Source organism: candidate division WOR-3 bacterium (assembly GCA_039801365.1).
Classification (GTDB): Bacteria; Hydrothermota; Tepidihabitantia; order Tepidihabitantales; family Tepidihabitantaceae; genus JBDRUN01.
Window position 1 is genome coordinate 1 of record JBDRUN010000048.1, and the last position, 18,013, is coordinate 18,013.

Consider the following 18,013-nt stretch of genomic DNA (forward strand, 5'->3'; position numbering starts at 1 on the left):
CAAGGAACGAGCCTTTGTCGTACTTCTTGGCGTTCCCACCATACGGCACCTCTGGCAGGGTGTCCCATCTTCCAGCTACTGGGTTATACCGGTAGAACTCGGTCTTGTAGCCCTTGAGTAGATACACGCAGCCAGTGTCCTTGTAGGACGCAAACACCATGTCCGTGCCACCTTTGACCCGCTTGCCGTATGGCCCTTCGGGCACGCCAGGCATGGAGTCCCAGGTGTTGGCAACTGCATCGTAGCGCCAGAATCCAAGGGTGTTATTGCCCTTGGTCATGTACACGTACTGCACACCATCAGATACACCGACACAGCCCTTGGACGGCGGCTTTAGCTTGGTGCCTTCGTTACCCGGTATCGGCTTCTTCTCATACCAGGTCCCGGAGTCACCAGCCAGGGGGTCGTACATGTAGAAGTCGGTCGCCTTGTTGCCCTTGGCAACGTAGATGACCGGGTTGGCATCAGTGCCAGCCGCATGAAGGGCCATCCACGCACCGTCCTTTGGTGCCTTGTCAGTCGGGGTCTTGGGCATGGACTTCGCTTCATGCCAGCCCTTTGGCCAGGAAGGTAGTGCTGCAATAACGGTGAAACCGCCAGTCAGCGTGCCTGTGCCGCCTGCAGTAGTCACCATCACGTCGCCAGCACCGACCGCGGCACCAGATGTAATCGTAACGTCGCAGGTTATTGTAGTATGGCTGACAACCACGACGTTGCTTGCGGTCACACCTGGATTGGCAAAGCCTACGGCTGCTGACCCACCGTTGAAGTTGGTCCCGGTCAATGTTACGCCAACAATTGTCTGGCCTTGAACACCGCTGTTTGGAACGATTGCGGTTAGGCTCGGCTGGCCCGCGGTTACGGTAAAGGGCTGAGTACCTGATGTGCCGCCATTGGTCTGCACCTGTACTGTACCTGCGCCTGGGGTCGTGCCAGCAGCAATGTTGATGTCACAGGTTATCTGGGTATGGCTATTGACCACAACGTTAGTGGCCGTGACTCCGGGAGTTGAGAAAATCACCTGGGCATTGCCACCATTGAAGTTTGTACCGGTGAGCGTCACACCGGTAAGAGTCTGACCCTGAGCCCCGCTGTTCGGGCTTATGCCGGTCAAGGTCGGCACGCCAGGGTTCACGGTGAAGCCGTTGGTCAGCGTACCTGTTCCGTAGCTGGTAGTAACCGAAACGTCGCGGGAAGCCGGGGTCGCACCGGCTGCAATCGAGACGTTGCAGGTAAGCGACGTGGGGCTGGTCACGCTAACGCTGGTGGCCGTTACTCCAGTGCCGGAGAAGCTAACCGTTGCGCCGCTGACAAAGTTGGTGCCGGTGATGGTTGTGCTAGTTGGCCCGCTCCCTTGAACCCCATTGTTCGGAGCGATGGTGGCCACGGTCGGCGGCGGCATCATCGCCATTACCGAGCGCATGTCACCGTAGACCGTACCCGTGCTGTACAGGGTGCGGTTGCTGTAGAAGCGCATGAATGTGTTCGATGAGTAACCGCCCCAGGTCCAGTAGTAGTAAGTGCCGTCCCAGGCGATGTTCATCGGCGTGGCGCCAGAGCCGCCCATGGTCCAACTTGCAACGTACGTGATTGACCCGCCATTGAACTGTGAGCAGGGAAATGCGTAGTAGGTCGTACCGTAACCGCTGTTGCACCAGACGGTATCTCTAACTACCGCAAAGCCGTACTGGTTGGTAGATATGTTGATGGTCGTCGCGTTCACGAAGCCACCGGTGAGTGTGTACTTGTACACCGTAGTGCCGTTCGGCACGTACAGATACTGACCATCGGTGCCGCAGGCACCATTGCCAAAGTAGCTCAATGTGTACTGGGTATACGAACCAGTTGAGGTGTCGAACTTGCGCAGGGTATTACCATTGACATTGTACACATAGTTCCCGCCCGGGTCCATGCATACGACGTCTTGACTTGTCAGGAAGCTCATTGCTACCAGATCTGTCGGGGATGGATTCTGCGACTTGTCACTGCGGCGAAGATAACTATTGTTGTATGCTTTCCAGTACAGGTAGTTCGGGTCGAGCGCGTCAGTTACGTCCTCGGCGATTACATTACCCTGCTGGTCGTACACCTTATCCCAGTGCACGGTGACCGTGCCAGTTGCTGCTGAGCCTGGCTCTGCAACCGGGACGGCCGGCAGCTCGGTTGTTGGAGCCGCTGCAAGGCCAACAGCCAGCAGAACCAGCACTGCGGCGTTGATCACTGCCATTCTGCGTTTCATCTGATTTCCTTTTGGCAGCCTTTCTTGTCTCCACTGTCTGGCCGGCCGCCCTTGAGCCAAACAGCGGGTTTACCATGCAGGCAGACTTGCGCGTCGCTCCTGTCTTGACTCGGATGTAGTTCTCTGGCTCTGCGCCTAGAACTCTGCGAACCTGCCCTATAGGGCTGCGTAAGAATACACCACCTCGGTTTGCTGTCAATCGGAAACCAGCGTGCTTGTCTCGGCACCGTTTCGGCGTAATATCATGCTGATGGCACCAGAACACAGCCACGTCCGGCAGGGACGAAGCTTAATTGTTTCAATCGCGCTCAACCTCGGTTTTGCGGCGGCCGAGCTGGTACTCGGCATCGTTGCCAACTCGCTCGTGCTCGTGGCCGACTCGCTGCACGACGCCGGCGATGCGGTGGCGCTTGGTCTTTCCTACTTTGGTCTGCGCCTGTCACGTCGTGCGCCGACCCGACGGCGGACTTTCGGATACCGGAAGGTCAGAATTCTCACCGCATTCATCAACGCCCTGTTCCTTATCGGCCTGACCGTTCTCGTTGCGCGCGCCGCAATCCTTCGCATCATTAATCCAGAGCCGGTCCGAAGCCCGGTTCTCATTGCAATGGCACTGGCCGGGTTGGCGGTCAACGGTCTAGCCGTCCTGCTCCTGCGCCGGGACCGGCAGTCCCTGAACATCCGGGCGGTGATGTGGCACATGCTTGAGGACTTCTTCGGCTGGGCCGCTGTGCTTGTCGGCGGAGTTGTCATCCACTTCACCGGCTGGTTCGTCATTGACCCGATTCTGTCGCTTGCGGTCAGTGCATTCGTACTCTGGGGTGCCTGGTCGGTGTTCCGTGAGTCAACAAGCATCCTGATTGACTCGACGCCGAAAGACCTGTCATTCGATGAGGTGAGAAGCTTCATTCTCGGATTTGACCCGGCAATTGCTGGTATCCACGACCTGCACATCTGGACTTTGGGCGAGGGTGAGCGCGCCATGATGGCGCACCTTGTTGTGCCGGACCGCAACCTGGCAAGTTTCTACCCAATGCTTGTCCGGCTCGAGTGCGCGCTCCAGGACAACTACCGGATTGAGCACGTTACGCTTGAGCTGGAGTGCGACAAGTGCAAGTCCGGTGACAGGGTTTGCCTGGAGTAGGGCACGTCAGTTTCACACCCTGCGCCAGGACTGTGCTTTGAGACGGTGCTTCGCTAGTCTCGAAGCCTGATTGTTCCTGAGCTGTCCACGACAGCGTTCACTGAGATTGCGGTTAGGTGCCGGAAGATGTCCTGCCGTCCAGCTTCATTGGTTTCGAGCTCCGGTCTCAGCATGTTGATGCGGCACGGTACAACCGAAGCGGACACGAGGCTGTCACCAAGAAAGGCCGTCCGCAGAATCATGCTTGCCCGACCGTCCCGGTTCGTGAAAACAAAATTGCCCAGACTGTAGGCAATCAGCCGACCCTGATAGAACTCAAACCCGCGCAGGACATGAGGATGGCTGCCGACGACCAGGTCGGCTCCAGCCTCGACACAGCGGTAGGCAAGCAACCGGACGTAATCCTCAGGCGCACTCATCTTCTCCTTGCCCCAGTGGACGTACACCGCAACAATATCGGCGCTGTCGCGGGCTTCGGCAATGCGCTCCAGCAGCAGACGCGGGGCAAGGCATCCGGCAATACCTGGACTCGTTCTGCCCGCTTGCCAGCCGGCCGGCACGACCCGACTGAAACACAATATGGCAACCGTCTGTCCGGCAATGGTCACATACACCGGTGCTGATGCAGTTCGAATGTCCGGCCCGGCTCCGGCGTAGAGCAGACCAGCCGAGCGCAGGTGATCGAGCATCTCAAGCATCGCCGGTTTCCCAAAATCCAGCGCGTGATTGTTCGCAAGGGATACGAGCTCGATGCCGTTTTCGCGCAGACCGGGCAGCAGCCCGGGTGGAGCCTGGAATGTGTATTCCTTGCCTTTCTCGGCCCGGCCGATGGTCGAGGCCGAGCATTCGAGATTGCCCACGGTCAGGCTGTCGGACAGAAGCGAGTCGCTCACGTCGGCAAGCACGTAGTCCATGCCCTTGAGAAGACCCATTTCGCCCACTGACTGACCAAGGTGAATGTCGCCGACCCAGGAAATCACGACCGGCTGTGGCTCAGGTTCAACCGGCAGCGGTCTGGTCGTGTCCAACTGCCGGGCATTGTCCGACGTCACTGGGGTACTGCCCGCGGTCAACAGCAGAAACAGGAATATCGCCAACAACTGGTACATGGTCAGATGCTAAGCTTACTCGCCGGTCTGCCCGACACAAGCTGAAGCAAACTAGACTCGCAGCCGCCGCAGCCGAAGCGAATTGGTAACGACATTGATTGAGGACAGCGCCATCGCCACCTCGGCAACTATCGGATGTAGAAGGCCGAGCATCGCAATTGGTATTGCCACCGTGTTGTAGAAGAAAGCCCAGAACAGGTTCTGCCGAATCTTATTGAAGGTGGCATGCGACAGTCTGACAGCCGATACTACGCCGGACAGGTCGCCCCGCACCAGCGTCACGTCCGACGATTCGATGGCGATATCCGTACCGGTGCCGATGGCAATGCCGACGTCCGCGGCCTTGAGCGCCGGCGCATCATTGATGCCGTCACCGACCATTGCCACCGGACCGAACTCTTTCCTGAGCAGAGCTACGGTCTCCTGTTTCTGGGCTGGCAGTAACTCGGCCACGACCCGTTCGATGCCAACCTCGCTACCGACTGCCTGGGCGGTGGTGCGGTTATCGCCGGTAAGCATGACCGGCGTGATACCCAGAGTCTTCAGTTCCGCAATTGTCCGGGCTGAGTCCGGTTTGACCGCATCCGCGACACCGATTAGTCCGAGTGCTCTGCCGTCGTAGCTGACAAAAAGAACGGTTCTTGCCCGGGCTTCGAGCTCTGAAGCCCTGGTATGCAGCGGCTCTGTCTTGATGCCGTGTTCGGCCAGGAGCTTCTCCTTGCCGGCCAGGGCTAGCCTACCATTGACCACTCCCTTGATTCCAAGGCCGGGCACGGCTTGGACGCCAGAGGCAAACAGATTCATCTCCTCCTTTTTGTTCTCTCCCCTTCTAGGGGAAAAGAAGGGTGAGGGCTGAATCGGACAGGTTTGACCCGTTGGACAAGTCTGACTTCCCGCAGCCACGATAACCGCCTGGGCCAGAGGATGCTCTGAGCCGCGCTCAAGTGCGGCCGCGACCAACACCAGTTCCTCCTTGCTAACGCCTGGTACTGGAACCAAGTCAGTCACCTCAGGCCGTCCACGGGTTATCGTGCCAGTCTTGTCGAACACCACCGCTTTTATGTCTTTCAGCGCCTGAATCGCCTCGCCTGAGCGGAAAAGGATGCCTCGCTCCGCGGCCATGCCTGACCCGACCATGAGTGCGGTTGGGGTAGCCAAGCCCAAGGCACATGGGCAAGCGATGACGAGGACCGCCACGCCCGCGAAAAAGGCAAGCGAGAAAACCGGCAATTGGGGGTCAACCCAAGGCAAGAACCCGGCGGCCCAGTTCAGGACCGGCTGGAATACGGATGGGAAGGTAAGCCAGGCAAGGAAAGTTACCGCTGCGACTACAAGCACGGCCGGTACGAAGCGTGCTGTGACCTTGTCGGCAAACGCCTGAACCGGAATCTTGGACCCCTGGGCTTCTTCTACCAGCCTGATGACTTTGGCAAGGAAAGTGTCAGCGCCGACTCTGGTTGCTTCCACGCTGATGACGCCGTTGCCGTTGATCGTCGCGCCGATAACCTCATCTCCGGGCTTCTTCTCTACCGGCATTGCCTCACCGGTGGCCATTGACTCATCCACCGTAGTTGAACCATCCAGAATCCGGCCGTCAGTCGGTATCTTCTCGCCCGGCTTCACGATCATCACGTCCCCGAGCCGGAGTTGCGCGACCGGGACCTCCTTCTCAGTTCCGTCACTCAAGCGCACTCGCGCGGTCTTTGCTCCGAGCGCAACCAGTTTCCGAATCGCCTGCGAAGCCCGACCCTTGGACCTGCTCTCGATGTACCGGCCGGTAAGAAACACCGCCATTACCATGCCGCCGGCGTCAGCGAAGCTCTTGATTGGCAAACCGGCCAGCACCGCAATTCCAGAAACCAGGGCGGACGCTACGCCGAGCACGATGAGAACGTCCATTGATGCCGACCCAGCCCGCACCGAGGTCCACGCGCCCTTCAGGGTGTTCCAGCCCGGGCCGAACAAAGTCGCAGCACAGAACGTGACATCAAGGATTATCATTCCGGGCAGATGCCAGTGCAGCAGGTTGTGCAGAAGCATCAAGAGCATCGGTACGCCGCCCAGCACCCAGGCCCAGATGAGTCTTCTTGCCGCGTGCTGCTGCTCGGCGTCGGCCCTGTCTTCCTCACCTACGGCACTGCGAATGATGTCATACCCTGCGTCGGTCACCGCCTTCTCCAAGTCAACTAAGGATGCTACCTTTGGGTTGTACTCGACGATTGCCTTCTCGACAGCGAAGTTCACAACCGCAGACTTCACGCCTGGCACGCGGAGAAGTACCCTTTCCACCGTGGCCACGCACGAAGCGCACGACATTCCGCCAATCGAAAGCGTCACGGTGTGCGTCCTCGCTGGCCGGCCGCTGTCTGGTCGCTCTGCTCGATCTCTTTCAGTTCTGGGTTCTTTGTTCTGCGTTCGGACTACTGGCTGCGTCCGCCCCGAAACAAACCTCTCCGGCTCCTTGTCGAATCGGACCTTGCAGTTCACATTGCAGAAGTAGTACTTCGTTCCCCGGTACTCGGATGTGGCTGCTTCATGGCCTTCAACGACCTTCATCTTGCAGACCGGATCAACATGGACTGTGCTGTGCTGCTTCACAACTAGTTAGACCCAGCCCGGTGGGTCTCGATGCCCCGAGCGATCGTCCGATAGTGCCGAAACGGGAATCAGAGTCTTGGTGTTGCCGGCCGTTTTGGGCGGCAGCAAGCGGAGAGGGTGGGATTCGAAAAACGAGCCGAGGGAGTTGCGAATCTTCGGCAGCGAAGCTGCCGAGCCGGACGTTCAGCCGGGGCTCGCTTTGCTTGGTGTTGCCGGCCGTTTTGGGCGGCAGCAAGCGGAGAGGGTGGGATTCGAACCCACGGTACCCTTGCGAGTACACATGCTCTCCAGGCATGCCCGTTCGTCCACTCCGGCACCTCTCCAGACCGCAAGGGACATGACCGAGACCCGTTGAGGATTTCGGATTATGTCCCAAGCCGGCAAAGGCAGGATAGCGAACCGCGGCCGGCTGTCAACGCAGGGCTATTCGATGTACACGAGTGACCCGGGCCCGACCGCGTTTGCCACTGCCTTGAGCGATTTTTCGTCAAGCTCGATGTAGGTGTGGTCAACTGCTCCTTCCGGGACCGCATCACTGACCGGACCGTGGATTGACAGCGCACCGCCAAGGAACAGCTCAGCCGGACCGAATGCGTTCCGCACCAGCCGCTCGGCCGAGTCTCGGGGAGGCGTAAGTCCTTCGAGCCGATAGAGCCAGTCCGGCCGGTACCAGTCGGTGTCCATGCGCTTACCCAGTATTTGGAACGTGCCCTTGGGCAGCGTGACGAACTGACTAACACCATCAGTTGAGCCGCGCAACCGAAACTTTACCTCAAGCAGTTCCTTGTCCCCGAAAAAGAGCTGAACCGTGCCGCGGTCGCGGCTGACCACCAGGTAGTGTTCTCGCTTGGACATGTGGGTAATACGGTGGCTCAACAACTGCTGGTCCAGTTCCAGCCTGACCTTGCGGTCAACCATCTCTTCGAACTCAGCTCCGACCCGCGCCCGTTCCAGCCGAACTTCACGCACCGCTCTCATGAGTTCGCGTTTGCCGACCGCATCGCCAAGGCGGGCAAGGGCAAGCGCGACCAAGACGACCGCCAATGCTGAAAGCGTGACCTTGAAGCGTCCGTCCGCCATCAGTAGATGTAAACTCTGGTGCCGACCGGCACCGAATCGTAGAGGACTTTGAGGTCTTCTTTGCCTACCCGGATGCAGCCGTGGGTCACGCTCTGGCCCAGAAGGTTTTCATACGGCGTGCCGTGAATTGCAATGCCACCGCCGAGGTCAAGCAGATAGTCGCCGAGCATTCCACGTTGAATCCGCAAGGGCGAATCAAGCGGTGGAACCGGCTCACCTTTTTCCAGAAACGCCCAATCCGGCTTCACCCACACCGGCTTTTCCTTCTTGCGCCGTACGGTGAGAATGCCGCGCGGTGTTTCAAATATCCACTTCCGCGAACCGTGCTTCAGCGTGTCGCTCGTGCCGGTAGAGATGGCAGCTTCGTGGAGAAGCTGCCTTCCGCGGCGCAGGTACAGCCGGTTGGCCGGGATGTTGATGGCGACGTACAGGTCGTTGGAGAACGCGCTTGCGAACTTGCCAGCAAGTTCACCTGCTGTCCGTGACAGTTCCTCGATTTCGAACGTCAACTTCGGCATTATTTTCTGGTGTTTGTCTATTTCCTTGCGTGCCTCGTAGAGTTCTCTTGCGAGCTTCACGACGTCGATGCACAGGCTTTCCCGGAACGGCAGCAGCAACTCAGACCAGCTGATGAGAAGTGCTGCGAGAAGAATAAGGCAGATTGATTGCAGGAGCGGAAACGGCTTCATCGATGCCAGCGCATCGGCTCGCCGCGGACATCCGTATGCACGAATGGTCCGCGAGACCGCGTACGCCGGTACCAGCCGCAACCACCGACTAGCTCGGGATGGACCTGTTCAAGTTCGTCCACCCATCCCGCAAGTATCCTGGCATCGGCCGAGGTGGACTGGCCGTCATGGTTTAGGTCGTCCATCTCGCCGTCGTTGTCGGCGTCAATGTACACGTCGGCTGCGCCGCCATAGTAATGGGCGCTGCTGACCCCGCTCCGGTGTCCGGCCGGTGTTCGATACCCAGACAGTATTGCCAGCCGCTCGCAACCGCAGCCCTTGCCCTTGACCAGGTCAGTCAACAGTTCGAGTTTGACGAGAAGGTCTTCGCGCAGCACCATGTACTTCGGATACGACGACGTGTTCTTGGGCTCAAAGTCACGAAGAGTGTAGCGGGCCGAGACCGGGGTTGCCGCATTTTCGGCCGTGACCTCGATGAAGCCCCTAGGCTTGTCAAACCTCGGGAACGGTGGGGTACGCTGGTACTTGCCGATGGAGAACCCGTTCAGTGAGCCGCTTGTTACTCGTTCCGCCGGCACCATCACGAAGGCATTTATCCGCTTCATGGTCTCGCCAACCGAGGCAATAAGGGGATACAGTCCGGGGTCGGACGGCGCGACCCATGCGGTCCGGCCACTGATTTCGACAAGCTCGCCGGCCGACGCGACCCAGCCGCTGTGGTTCCTGCTTTCCAAAATATCGAGCCAGAGCGTCTCGCCTGGCATGACGAACCGGCCGATTTCGTTCCAGTCTAGCGCGGTGCCGTTGAGCTGGACCAGGCATTCGGCCACCACGGTATCCCCGGCTGCTGGGGGCGGTACGTTTGACCCGAAGACCAGTCCAAGAAAAAGAAAAGCGCTGGCCGCTACCCGATTCATAAAAACTGGCATGAAGTATATCCGCTTTGTAACACCTGTCAATCATACCTGCTGTGCTGGTGAAACGATGCTGACGCATGCGCTGTTGCCTGAGATGTTGGGCTTCTGCACAGGCGGCGCAGGCGTAGACCGAACCTGGCAAGAGGTGCGGAAGGTGTTGTCTGCTACGGTGTTGAAGCTCGGGCCAACCGTCACCCAGCTATCGCCATTCACAATCTTTCTGCCGCTAGCCGGCAGCTCCGCTATGTTGGTTCGGTTCGTCTTAGCATACGCTGGCCCTTGAGGAGATGGTCCACAACATGCGGTGACGGAAGGCTCTCGGCCTTCGGGCCAACCGAGACAATAGAAGCAGCCGGGTTGAGCTGCTGACGCATCCTGTAGTTCAATGCTCGGTCGCTGCCAAAGTTGCCGACCGCGAGCAATTCTACTTCGTCAGGTCAGTCCTCGTCCGTGACCAGTTCGAGTTCGATGTCCCTCTGTTTCAGCCTCATGCGCAGCGCCTGGGTCATCGTATCGGTGCGGAAACGCTGCCATCGTCGGTACTCAATCGGCGATTCCCGCAGGACCGTGCGGAACTGACGGAACGAATGGTCCTCCCTTAGCGCAGCCTCCAGACGCTCGCGCAAGGCCGGACGCGTAACGGTTCCGGCAAAACGCTTCATCATCTCAAGCGCCCGACCCGGGGACTGTGGTGCAATTCGGACATAGCGCTCCGGGTTGACCTTGACCATGGCCAGGATGCGGTCGCGATTGAACGAGAAGACCGGTACCACTTCGCCGGTTTCAGTATCAAGATAGTGGCTTGTATCCGGCATGCGGCTCGTGAGAGCGAAGAGCAGGTCACGGGTCGAGACCTTTATCGTGCGCATCAGAGCATTCTAACCCCGGCTTTTCCAGCGTCAATCTGAGGTCCGTGCAATTTGCGAGACTCCTGCAGGCGGCAACACAAGTGAAGCCTCGGTCCGGTTGCGGCTGCGTGCAGACGGCCGAAGGAGTATCGGGTCTTGTCAGCGGCGGCTAGCGCCAGTGGAAGATTTCGCCGGGATAGAAGCGGAAGACGTCGTCACGAAGTTCGAGCCAGCCCTGCGTTCCGTCGAGGCTGAACCGGCAGACCGGGCCGGAGATGCGGCTTGCGGCGTCGGTGAGCGGGAGTAGGCGCCAGGCGCCATCCTGAAGTGCGGCAAAGCTGTTTGGGGTCGGACGACTGGAGGCGACACGGCCGGAGCCAGGAACAAAGTAGCCGTAGGCAACGAGAGTATCTCCCACGTTGAAGAGCGAAAGTCGGCCGGCAGGCAGAATCTCATCTTTGGTGAACCATTTGCGCCACGGGAAGGGGTGTGAAGTGAGGCGTAACGCTTCTCCCGACAACTCTGAAGTCAGAGCTTCCGAGCCGGACGCGGTCTCTGTTGTCACTTGGTCGTTGGTCTCAGGTTTCTTGCGCTTGTTGCTGTAATCCGCAAGTACCGCGTACATGCTGGGTCGAACAGAGTGGTAGATGCCGGCGAGGACAGGAAGTGTGCCCCAGTATTCCTCGAGCCGTGCGCTGCCGAGCAGGGTAAGTTCGATATCAGGCCCCCAGTCAATGCCGCCGATATACTCGGAAACCGCGACCAGCCCGGAGTCAGTGACGTGATACACGCGGAGCAGGCGGCCGGTAAGCGCGGAGTCGAGCGGCGACAGTTCGAGCGTCGTGATTTCCGGGACCGAGTCCGAGTTAAGGTCGCAGGCCGCAGCATCGGTAACCCAGGCACCACGCATTGGCACTGACCGGGTCCGGGCCGTGAACTGGTCGAACGAAACAACGGTGCAGGAGTCCGGGCCGAACAGTAGTATTTCCTGCTTTGAGTCCGAATTGATGTCGGCCGCGGTCCAGGCGTTCGCAGCAAGCCGGGCCTGCGGGACTGTAGATGCGAGCATTGGCTGGCTTTGCCAGACCGGAGAGAACCGGCCGGATTCAAGTCGCAGCAAAGCGAGGCGAAAGAGTCCGGCCTCGGCCCGGCCAAGGCCAGGCGCGGATGCAAACTGAACTCGGCCAAGGTCCTGCAACGCGAGCACGTCATCGGCGTCTGTGGATGTGAACCGGCCGGCGCTGATGGCAATGATATTCTCGAGCGGTGCGCGACCAAGCAGGTGCTGAGCCGGCGGTTCTTGAGCTGCTAATAGCGTGACCAGGACCAGCGCGATGGCTGCGGGTCTCATCTTTATGGGTGAAAGATAATCGGACCAGGCCAGAAGTCAAACCGCGCCCATAGGAGAAGCACCCTGCCCCTGTATCCGTGTAAGAGGGCAGGTGGTTTCCTCACCAGCTTTGCTTGTCAGAGCTGACTAGAGCCGTAAAGCGACTGTGTTCGCCAAACAACTGATTCATTGTTACTTATCTGACAAAGCTAACTGTATTACTATAATCAATATCTATATCAATAATATCAATATTTCCGAGACTTATTATTGACATTATCCTATAATTGGTTATAATGGATACAGTGAATACGATTCGGCTGTTCAACAGAAAGAGAAATGCATTTACCAGAACGCATGGAACGCCGATTGTCAGAATGGAGGCAGGCCATGGGAGATAGACCGAGAAGAATCGTGTCGCAGTGCCCGGTGTGCAATGCTGGTATGGTGATTACCGAGTTGAGCTGTGATTCCTGCGGCACGTCGGTGCGGGGTCGCTTCAACGTGCCAGAGCTTTGCCGGCTGCCCGCAGACCTGTACCAGTTCTTAGTCGTGTTTGTGAGAAATCGGGGCGTGATTCGGGAGGTGGAGCGTGAGCTCGGTATTTCTTACCCAACTGTTCGTTCTCGCCTGGACGCGCTGCTGACCGCGCTCGGGTACGGGACAGTTGCCCGGCCAGAAATTGACCGGGTTCAGGTTATCGAGATGCTGGAACGCGGCGAGGTCACGCCGGAGGATGCCGAGAGGATGTTGAGGGGAGAGGTGAGCGAGAAGGAGCCGGAATGAAATGTGATGTGAAGTGCTGGGAAGACTGAGAAATAGGGAGAACAGGATGAGTGAGGAAAGGTCGAGAATTCTGAAGTTGCTCGAGGACGGAAAGATAAATGCTGACCAGGCTGCGAGACTGATACAGGCGCTCGGAGCAGAGGCAGTTCGTGAGCCACCCGAGCCACCGCGATTCAGTCTTCGGCGCCAGCGCCGGATTCTCGCGGCTGAGCTTGACCGGATTCCTGACATTGTGGCTGAGGCGGTATCCTCGGCGGTCAGGTCAGGGTTCGACCGGAGCGACAGTACACGGACCGATTTCCCGGGCAAGAACAGCCTGTTTCTGAAGAGCGTATCTGGCGACGTTGAGGTCTCAGGGTGGGACGAAGACCGCGTGCGGCTCGACGGATTGGGCACGATGGTCAGAGTCAGGGAACGGGATGACCAGGTGATGGTCCGCTCGATTTCTGGAGACTTGTCCGGCAGGGTGCCACGTGAGTCCAGGCTGGAGCTGGTCTCGGTGTCAGGCGACGTGAAGGTCAGCGGTACCAGGGGGAAGTTCACACTGAAGAGCGTCTCGGGTGACATCGTTCTTGAGGATGTTCATGGCAGCATCGGCATTGACAGCGTGTCTGGTAGCATTGTTCTTGAGCGAGTAGCGGGCAGTATCAGTGTTGAGAGCAAGTCTGGTGATATTTCGCTCAGGCCGGTCGGAGAGTTTTCCGGCGAGGTTGTCAGCAGGTCCGGTGACATCAAGCTTGAGCTCGGGCCGGACGCGGACGTGGTCCTGGATATGGAATGCGAGGAAGAAGGCGAGATATCGGTTGAGGCCGGGTCTGACCACGAGGTACTCGAAGAGGCCGAGCGGTCAATGCGGGTGAAGTTCGGTAAGGGCTCACGGGTGCTGAGGCTCAGGACCCGGAGGGCGGATATCAGGGTCAGAGTGGCAGCGGAGGAGTGATGAAGAGTAGCGCTGACAGACAGGGAAAGATACCAGATACCGGATGCCAGAACGCAAAAACAGAAAGGATGAGAAAGTGGTAAGGGGGATCATCTGGGGTCTGATTGTCGTTGCAATTGGGCTGTGGATCTGGCTTGCCAACCTGGGTGTGTTGACATCAGGTATCGTATTCCGTCGGGACTGGCCGGTGATAATCATCATTGTCGGTCTGTTGAGCATCGCTGAGGCGGTTTCCTGGATCATCAGGCGGAGGCGACCGTGACAACAGATAACGCAGAATTGGTCATGCATAACGGCGAACTTGCAGGAGCCGAAGCGGCAGGGAGGGTAAGATGAGGAGATTGGGCTGGGGGATTGTGATTCTCGTTACCGGGCTGTGGATATGGCTTTCGCACCTTGGGGTGCCTTACATTTCGTTTGCCAGAAACTGGCCTTTGCTGCTTGTTGGCCTCGGAAGCTACATCGTCGTGCAGCGGGTACGGCGGGCCGTGCGTGGTCGCCGGCGGAACGTGCGGGTTATTATTGACCGGCTAGAAGAAGGCCGGATTGACGTGGAAGAGGCAATTTCCGAGATAAGAGGAAAACCAAACCAGTAGGAAAACAATCAGGCATGGGCATAAGCGAGAAACGGAGACAGTGATGAGTGATGACAGGCTGCGGATACTGAAGATGCTTGAAGAGAAGAAGATAACGGCCGAGGAGGCGGCCAAGCTGCTTGATGCAATCAAGAGCGCGGACGCTGACTCGCAGAAGAACCGGTTCCTGAAGGTGAAAGTGTGGGAAAGGGGTTTGGACCGGCCCAAGGTGAATATAACTCTGCCTCTTGGACTTGTGAAGTGGGGACTCAAAATGGCACCGGAATCAGCCAAGGCCAGAATTGCTGAGCACGATGTTGACCTCAAGGTTGTGAGCGAGGCACTGGAAAAGGGCATCACCGGAAAAATCGTTGAGGTTGACGAGGACGAAGAGGGCAAGCACGTCGAGGTCTGGCTGGAATAGTCTGGTTGTCACTGACAACAGTCCAATGGAGCCGGCGAACGGGGAAGAATGCCCCTGGACAACAAGGCAGTTTTGTGCAGTAGTACCGGGTGTCCGATTTCCAAGACCCTAGACAATTTCTGAGTTCAGCACCGGAGCGGTAACAAGTCAAGCAACGCGCGAGGTTGACAGCGTCAGGCGGTGTACTAGAATTGGTTGTCCCAAAGTATAAGGAGGAAACGCATGAAGAAGGACCTGGTTCGTGTGATGCTGCCGCTTGCGCTTATCGCTGCGGCTGCAATCGCAACCACTCTGCCTCAGGCACAGGCGGAGTTGCTCTTTGATGCCGACGGCGACAAGCTCGCCGAGAACCTGGAGCAGTTGATGCTTCAGAGCAACGACCCTCTGCCGGTTATCGTCATGCTCAATCAGCCCGCAACCGACGCCGCGGTATCGGACCTGGAGGCAAGGTTCGGATTTGCGGCGTTTGCTCGATGGGATGTTATACCCGGCTTTGCTGCCAATCTCACCCCTGCTCAAGTGCTGGCATTGGCCCAGTTGCCGCAGGTGAAGCAGATTGAATATGACAATCCGGTGTACGCATGTCTGGGGACCGCTTCGAGCTGGTACGGTGCGACCAAGGCCCGAAGTGATTTCGGCGTTGATGGTAATGCCGACGGCAGTTCTGGCTACTCGAAGAATGATATTGTCATCACTATTCTCGACACCGGCATTGATGCCGCACACTATGACCTGGACGGCGGCAAGGTCATCGGCTGGAAGGACTACGTGAACAACCGGACCACTCCTTACGACGACAATGGCCATGGCACGCACTGCGCCTCGATTGCCGCAGGTGCGGGCGATGCGAATCCGACCTACAAGGGTGTTGCGCCGGGCGCAGCCTTGGTCGGGGTCAAGGTTCTGAACTCTTCTGGTTCAGGTACGACCACCGCGATAGTCAATGGTATCAACTGGGTGGTTTCGAACAAGGCGACCTACGGTATCGAGGTACTCTCCATCAGCCTCGGGTCTTCGGGCAGCTCAGACGGTACTGATGCTCTTTCGGTCGCGTGTAACAACGCGGTCGCAGCCGGAATCGTGGTGTGTGTCGCCGCGGGCAACTCCGGGCCCAAGACTTACACCATCGGCTCGCCCGCGGCTGCCGAGAGTCCGATTACCGTTGGTGCGATGTCAGACTGTGGCGAGAAAGGTTACTTCTTGGCCTATTTCTCGAGTCGCGGTCCGACCGCAGATGGCCGCATCAAGCCGGATGTATGCGGTCCGGGCTGGAACATCACCGCGGCTAAGAAGGGGACGACTAACCAGTACACAACGATGTCCGGTACCTCGATGGCGACGCCGTTTGTCGCGGGAATCGCCGCACTCATGCTTGACGCCAATCCTGCGCTCACTCCGGCCCAAGTCAAGAGCTACTTGCAGTCCACTGCTCAGGACTGGGGGCCGACAGGGAAGGACGTGGACTACGGCTCAGGCCGCAGTCAGGCATACGAGGCGGTTAAGGCTGCTGGTGGCTATGCCGGTACCGGGCCGGTAGTTCCGGAGCACGTGTACCGGGCAGATAACCTTACGGCCAAGGGTAAGACTGATATCTGGCAGGTAAACGTCAACTCGACCACATACCCGATTGCGGTGACAATGGTGATGCCGTCGTGGACTACAAGTCAGGACTTTGACCTGTATCTGTATAACCCGAGTGGCACTCAGGTAGCCAAGTCTGCTGGCACCACCCGGCAGGAATACATCGGGTACACGCCGACCGTGACCGGCAACTATAAGCTCTACGTCAAGTCCTACAAAGGTTCGGGTTCCTACTTCTTCGACCTGAGCTGCGCCAATGCCGGCTCGGTTACCTTGGTCCAGAACCAGTTTTCGATGCCTGAAGAGAACGCGGGTGCTCAGGCCGCTGGCAGCGCCGACATTGCAGTGGTGAAGGCGCAGCCCATCGGTCAAGGCCGGGCCGCGTTTGTCCTGGACCTGGTCCGGGACGGACAGGTCAACGTCACGCTGTACGACGGTGCGGGTCGGGCTGTACGTTCGACCAGCTTTACCGCAACCAAAGGCGAGAACCGGGTCGAGCTTTCCGAGCTTGCGGCTGGAGTGTACTTCTACACGGTTGAGTCACAAGGTCTGCACGAGACAGGTAAGGTTGCGGTCGTCAGATAGCGCATTCTGAATCTCGGTTGAGCGCCTCCGGTTTCGGAGGCGCTCTTTTTTGCCGAGAATCGGCGGCAGCATTGGGACTCGGTCAGGTCGGTTGGACAAGACGTGACACCAGTCGGTCGGCTTCCAGCCGCCATGTTCTTGACCTAGCGGGTAGTGTGTTTGAGCGCGACCAAACCGCCGATGATTGCGCCGATATAGAATGAGAACAGTCGCCAAAGCACAACGAAGACTCCAAGCATGTGCCGCGGACAGAGCATTGAATACAGCCCTGCCGCGCCGGCCTCGGCTACACCGCTTGCCCCGGGTGTAGGCACGAAGAGCAGTACCGTGGTCAGCAGTGTGTTGATGCCGACCACTCGGAATGTGTTCCCAGCCTCGAGCACGCCAAGGCCAGCAAGAAGCGATGCGCTCATGCCGAAGAACGCAACTCCGTAAACCAGCGTCAGCCCAGTAGCCGCAGCCAGAAGCTTCAGGTTGTGGCCGGACAGAAATAGTCTAAGACCGGCCAGAAAGTGTTCGGCCTCGGCTAGACCACGAGCCAGGAGGCGGCGTAGTCGGCCCGGGTGGTTCTCTTTGCCAGCTCGTTCCTGCCAGCGCCGAAGGACCCGGGGAAACGCAAGTCCAAGAATGATGAGTGCGGCACCGACCGCAATGATGACACCGACGTATGCGGTCAGGATGCGCAGTAGAAGTGAAGATACACCCAGGAACCCGGCGATGAACGGTGCGGACAGGAATACCAGGCCATAGAACAGAATGCCGCGGGCCAGAAGTACGGCTGACGCCTTTCCCGGACTGATGCCCCATTTGTTCATGCTGTAGAGTTGGAGCGGCAGACCGCCGACTTGGAAAGGTGTGATGGCGGCCATGAAATAGCCTACTAGGATTACCTCGCAGGAGCGCCGGATGCCCAACCGGTGTTCGCCCGCGGCTGATAGCACTGCCAGTCTGGCGCCGTCGGAACACGTCGCCACTATCCAGAGCAGGCCGGTGAGAACGAGCCAGTACCAGCGAATGCGGGCAAGTCCGGCCAGCGTATCCCGGTTTACCGTCAGAACCATGACTACTACTGCAGCTGCAACCGCGAGCGCTATGAAGACGCGCACGCCGCGGCGCAGGGCAGTCGGCCTGAACACCGGCGGAGCAGGCAGGCCGTTTGCTGGCTTTT

At 58.5% G+C, this 18,013-nt stretch carries 16 protein-coding genes and 1 tRNA gene; 7 read left to right on the plus strand and 10 right to left on the minus strand.

Annotated elements, in window-relative coordinates; genetic code table 11:
- Nucleotides 1–2,239: IPT/TIG domain-containing protein (locus tag ABIL25_07030; GenBank protein ID MEO0082028.1), on the minus strand; the 2,239-nt coding region annotated here is incomplete at its 3' end.
- Nucleotides 2,240–2,489: 250 nt separating this feature from the next.
- On the opposite strand from ABIL25_07030, the gene ABIL25_07035 reads away from it, so the two are divergent.
- Nucleotides 2,490–3,383 (plus strand): cation diffusion facilitator family transporter, encoded by an 894-nt coding sequence (locus ABIL25_07035; protein ID MEO0082029.1) that lies wholly within the window; start codon nucleotides 2,490–2,492, stop codon nucleotides 3,381–3,383.
- Nucleotides 3,384–3,436: 53 nt separating this feature from the next.
- Here the strand turns inward: ABIL25_07035 and ABIL25_07040 are convergent, their stop codons facing one another.
- The 8 genes from ABIL25_07040 to ABIL25_07075 form a co-directional block, all read right to left on the minus strand.
- Entirely contained in the window at nucleotides 3,437–4,492 is a 1,056-nt protein-coding gene (locus ABIL25_07040) for a CapA family protein (GenBank protein ID MEO0082030.1), read from the minus strand.
- A gap of 51 nt (nucleotides 4,493–4,543) precedes the next feature.
- Complete coding sequence (locus ABIL25_07045; GenBank protein MEO0082031.1) at nucleotides 4,544–7,090, minus strand: heavy metal translocating P-type ATPase; 2,547 nt, start codon at nucleotides 7,088–7,090, stop codon at nucleotides 4,544–4,546.
- A 236-nt stretch (nucleotides 7,091–7,326) separates the two neighbouring features.
- Nucleotides 7,327–7,413, minus strand: a tRNA-Ser gene (locus ABIL25_07050).
- A gap of 100 nt (nucleotides 7,414–7,513) precedes the next feature.
- Nucleotides 7,514–8,170, minus strand: a complete 657-nt coding sequence (locus ABIL25_07055; protein ID MEO0082032.1) for a L,D-transpeptidase — start codon at nucleotides 8,168–8,170, stop codon at nucleotides 7,514–7,516.
- Nucleotides 8,170–8,859 (minus strand): L,D-transpeptidase, encoded by a 690-nt coding sequence (locus ABIL25_07060; protein MEO0082033.1) that lies wholly within the window; start codon nucleotides 8,857–8,859, stop codon nucleotides 8,170–8,172. The genes ABIL25_07055 and ABIL25_07060 overlap by 1 nt, the downstream gene beginning before the upstream one ends.
- Nucleotides 8,856–9,788: a hypothetical protein gene (locus tag ABIL25_07065; protein ID MEO0082034.1), complete on the minus strand. Its 933-nt coding sequence runs from the start codon at nucleotides 9,786–9,788 to the stop codon at nucleotides 8,856–8,858. Before ABIL25_07065 ends, ABIL25_07060 begins: the two co-directional genes overlap by 4 nt.
- A gap of 425 nt (nucleotides 9,789–10,213) precedes the next feature.
- Nucleotides 10,214–10,645 (minus strand): UPF0158 family protein, encoded by a 432-nt coding sequence (locus ABIL25_07070; protein MEO0082035.1) that lies wholly within the window; start codon nucleotides 10,643–10,645, stop codon nucleotides 10,214–10,216.
- Between the two features lie 148 nt (nucleotides 10,646–10,793).
- Nucleotides 10,794–11,975 carry a hypothetical protein gene (locus ABIL25_07075; GenBank protein MEO0082036.1) on the minus strand — a complete coding sequence of 394 codons (1,182 nt, stop codon included), beginning with the start codon at nucleotides 11,973–11,975 and terminating at the stop codon, nucleotides 10,794–10,796.
- 369 nt (nucleotides 11,976–12,344) lie between these two features.
- Between ABIL25_07075 and ABIL25_07080 the strand changes: the two genes are divergently transcribed.
- From ABIL25_07080 to ABIL25_07105, 6 genes are all read left to right on the plus strand, one after another.
- Nucleotides 12,345–12,740, plus strand: a complete 396-nt coding sequence (locus tag ABIL25_07080) for a DUF2089 domain-containing protein (protein ID MEO0082037.1) — start codon at nucleotides 12,345–12,347, stop codon at nucleotides 12,738–12,740.
- Nucleotides 12,741–12,786: 46 nt separating this feature from the next.
- Nucleotides 12,787–13,680: a DUF4097 family beta strand repeat-containing protein gene (locus tag ABIL25_07085; protein ID MEO0082038.1), complete on the plus strand. Its 894-nt coding sequence runs from the start codon at nucleotides 12,787–12,789 to the stop codon at nucleotides 13,678–13,680.
- A 43-nt stretch (nucleotides 13,681–13,723) separates the two neighbouring features.
- Complete coding sequence (locus ABIL25_07090) at nucleotides 13,724–13,942, plus strand: DUF5668 domain-containing protein (GenBank protein ID MEO0082039.1); 219 nt, start codon at nucleotides 13,724–13,726, stop codon at nucleotides 13,940–13,942.
- A gap of 70 nt (nucleotides 13,943–14,012) precedes the next feature.
- On the plus strand, nucleotides 14,013–14,276 hold the full coding sequence (locus ABIL25_07095; GenBank protein ID MEO0082040.1) for a hypothetical protein: 264 nt from the start codon (nucleotides 14,013–14,015) through the stop codon (nucleotides 14,274–14,276).
- A gap of 43 nt (nucleotides 14,277–14,319) precedes the next feature.
- Nucleotides 14,320–14,679 carry a hypothetical protein gene (locus ABIL25_07100; protein ID MEO0082041.1) on the plus strand — a complete coding sequence of 120 codons (360 nt, stop codon included), beginning with the start codon at nucleotides 14,320–14,322 and terminating at the stop codon, nucleotides 14,677–14,679.
- 222 nt (nucleotides 14,680–14,901) lie between these two features.
- On the plus strand, nucleotides 14,902–16,845 hold the full coding sequence (locus ABIL25_07105) for a S8 family serine peptidase (protein MEO0082042.1): 1,944 nt from the start codon (nucleotides 14,902–14,904) through the stop codon (nucleotides 16,843–16,845).
- Nucleotides 16,846–16,988: 143 nt separating this feature from the next.
- Here ABIL25_07105 and ABIL25_07110 read toward each other — a convergent pair.
- Nucleotides 16,989–18,013: lysylphosphatidylglycerol synthase transmembrane domain-containing protein (locus tag ABIL25_07110; GenBank protein MEO0082043.1), on the minus strand; the 1,025-nt coding region annotated here is incomplete at its 5' end.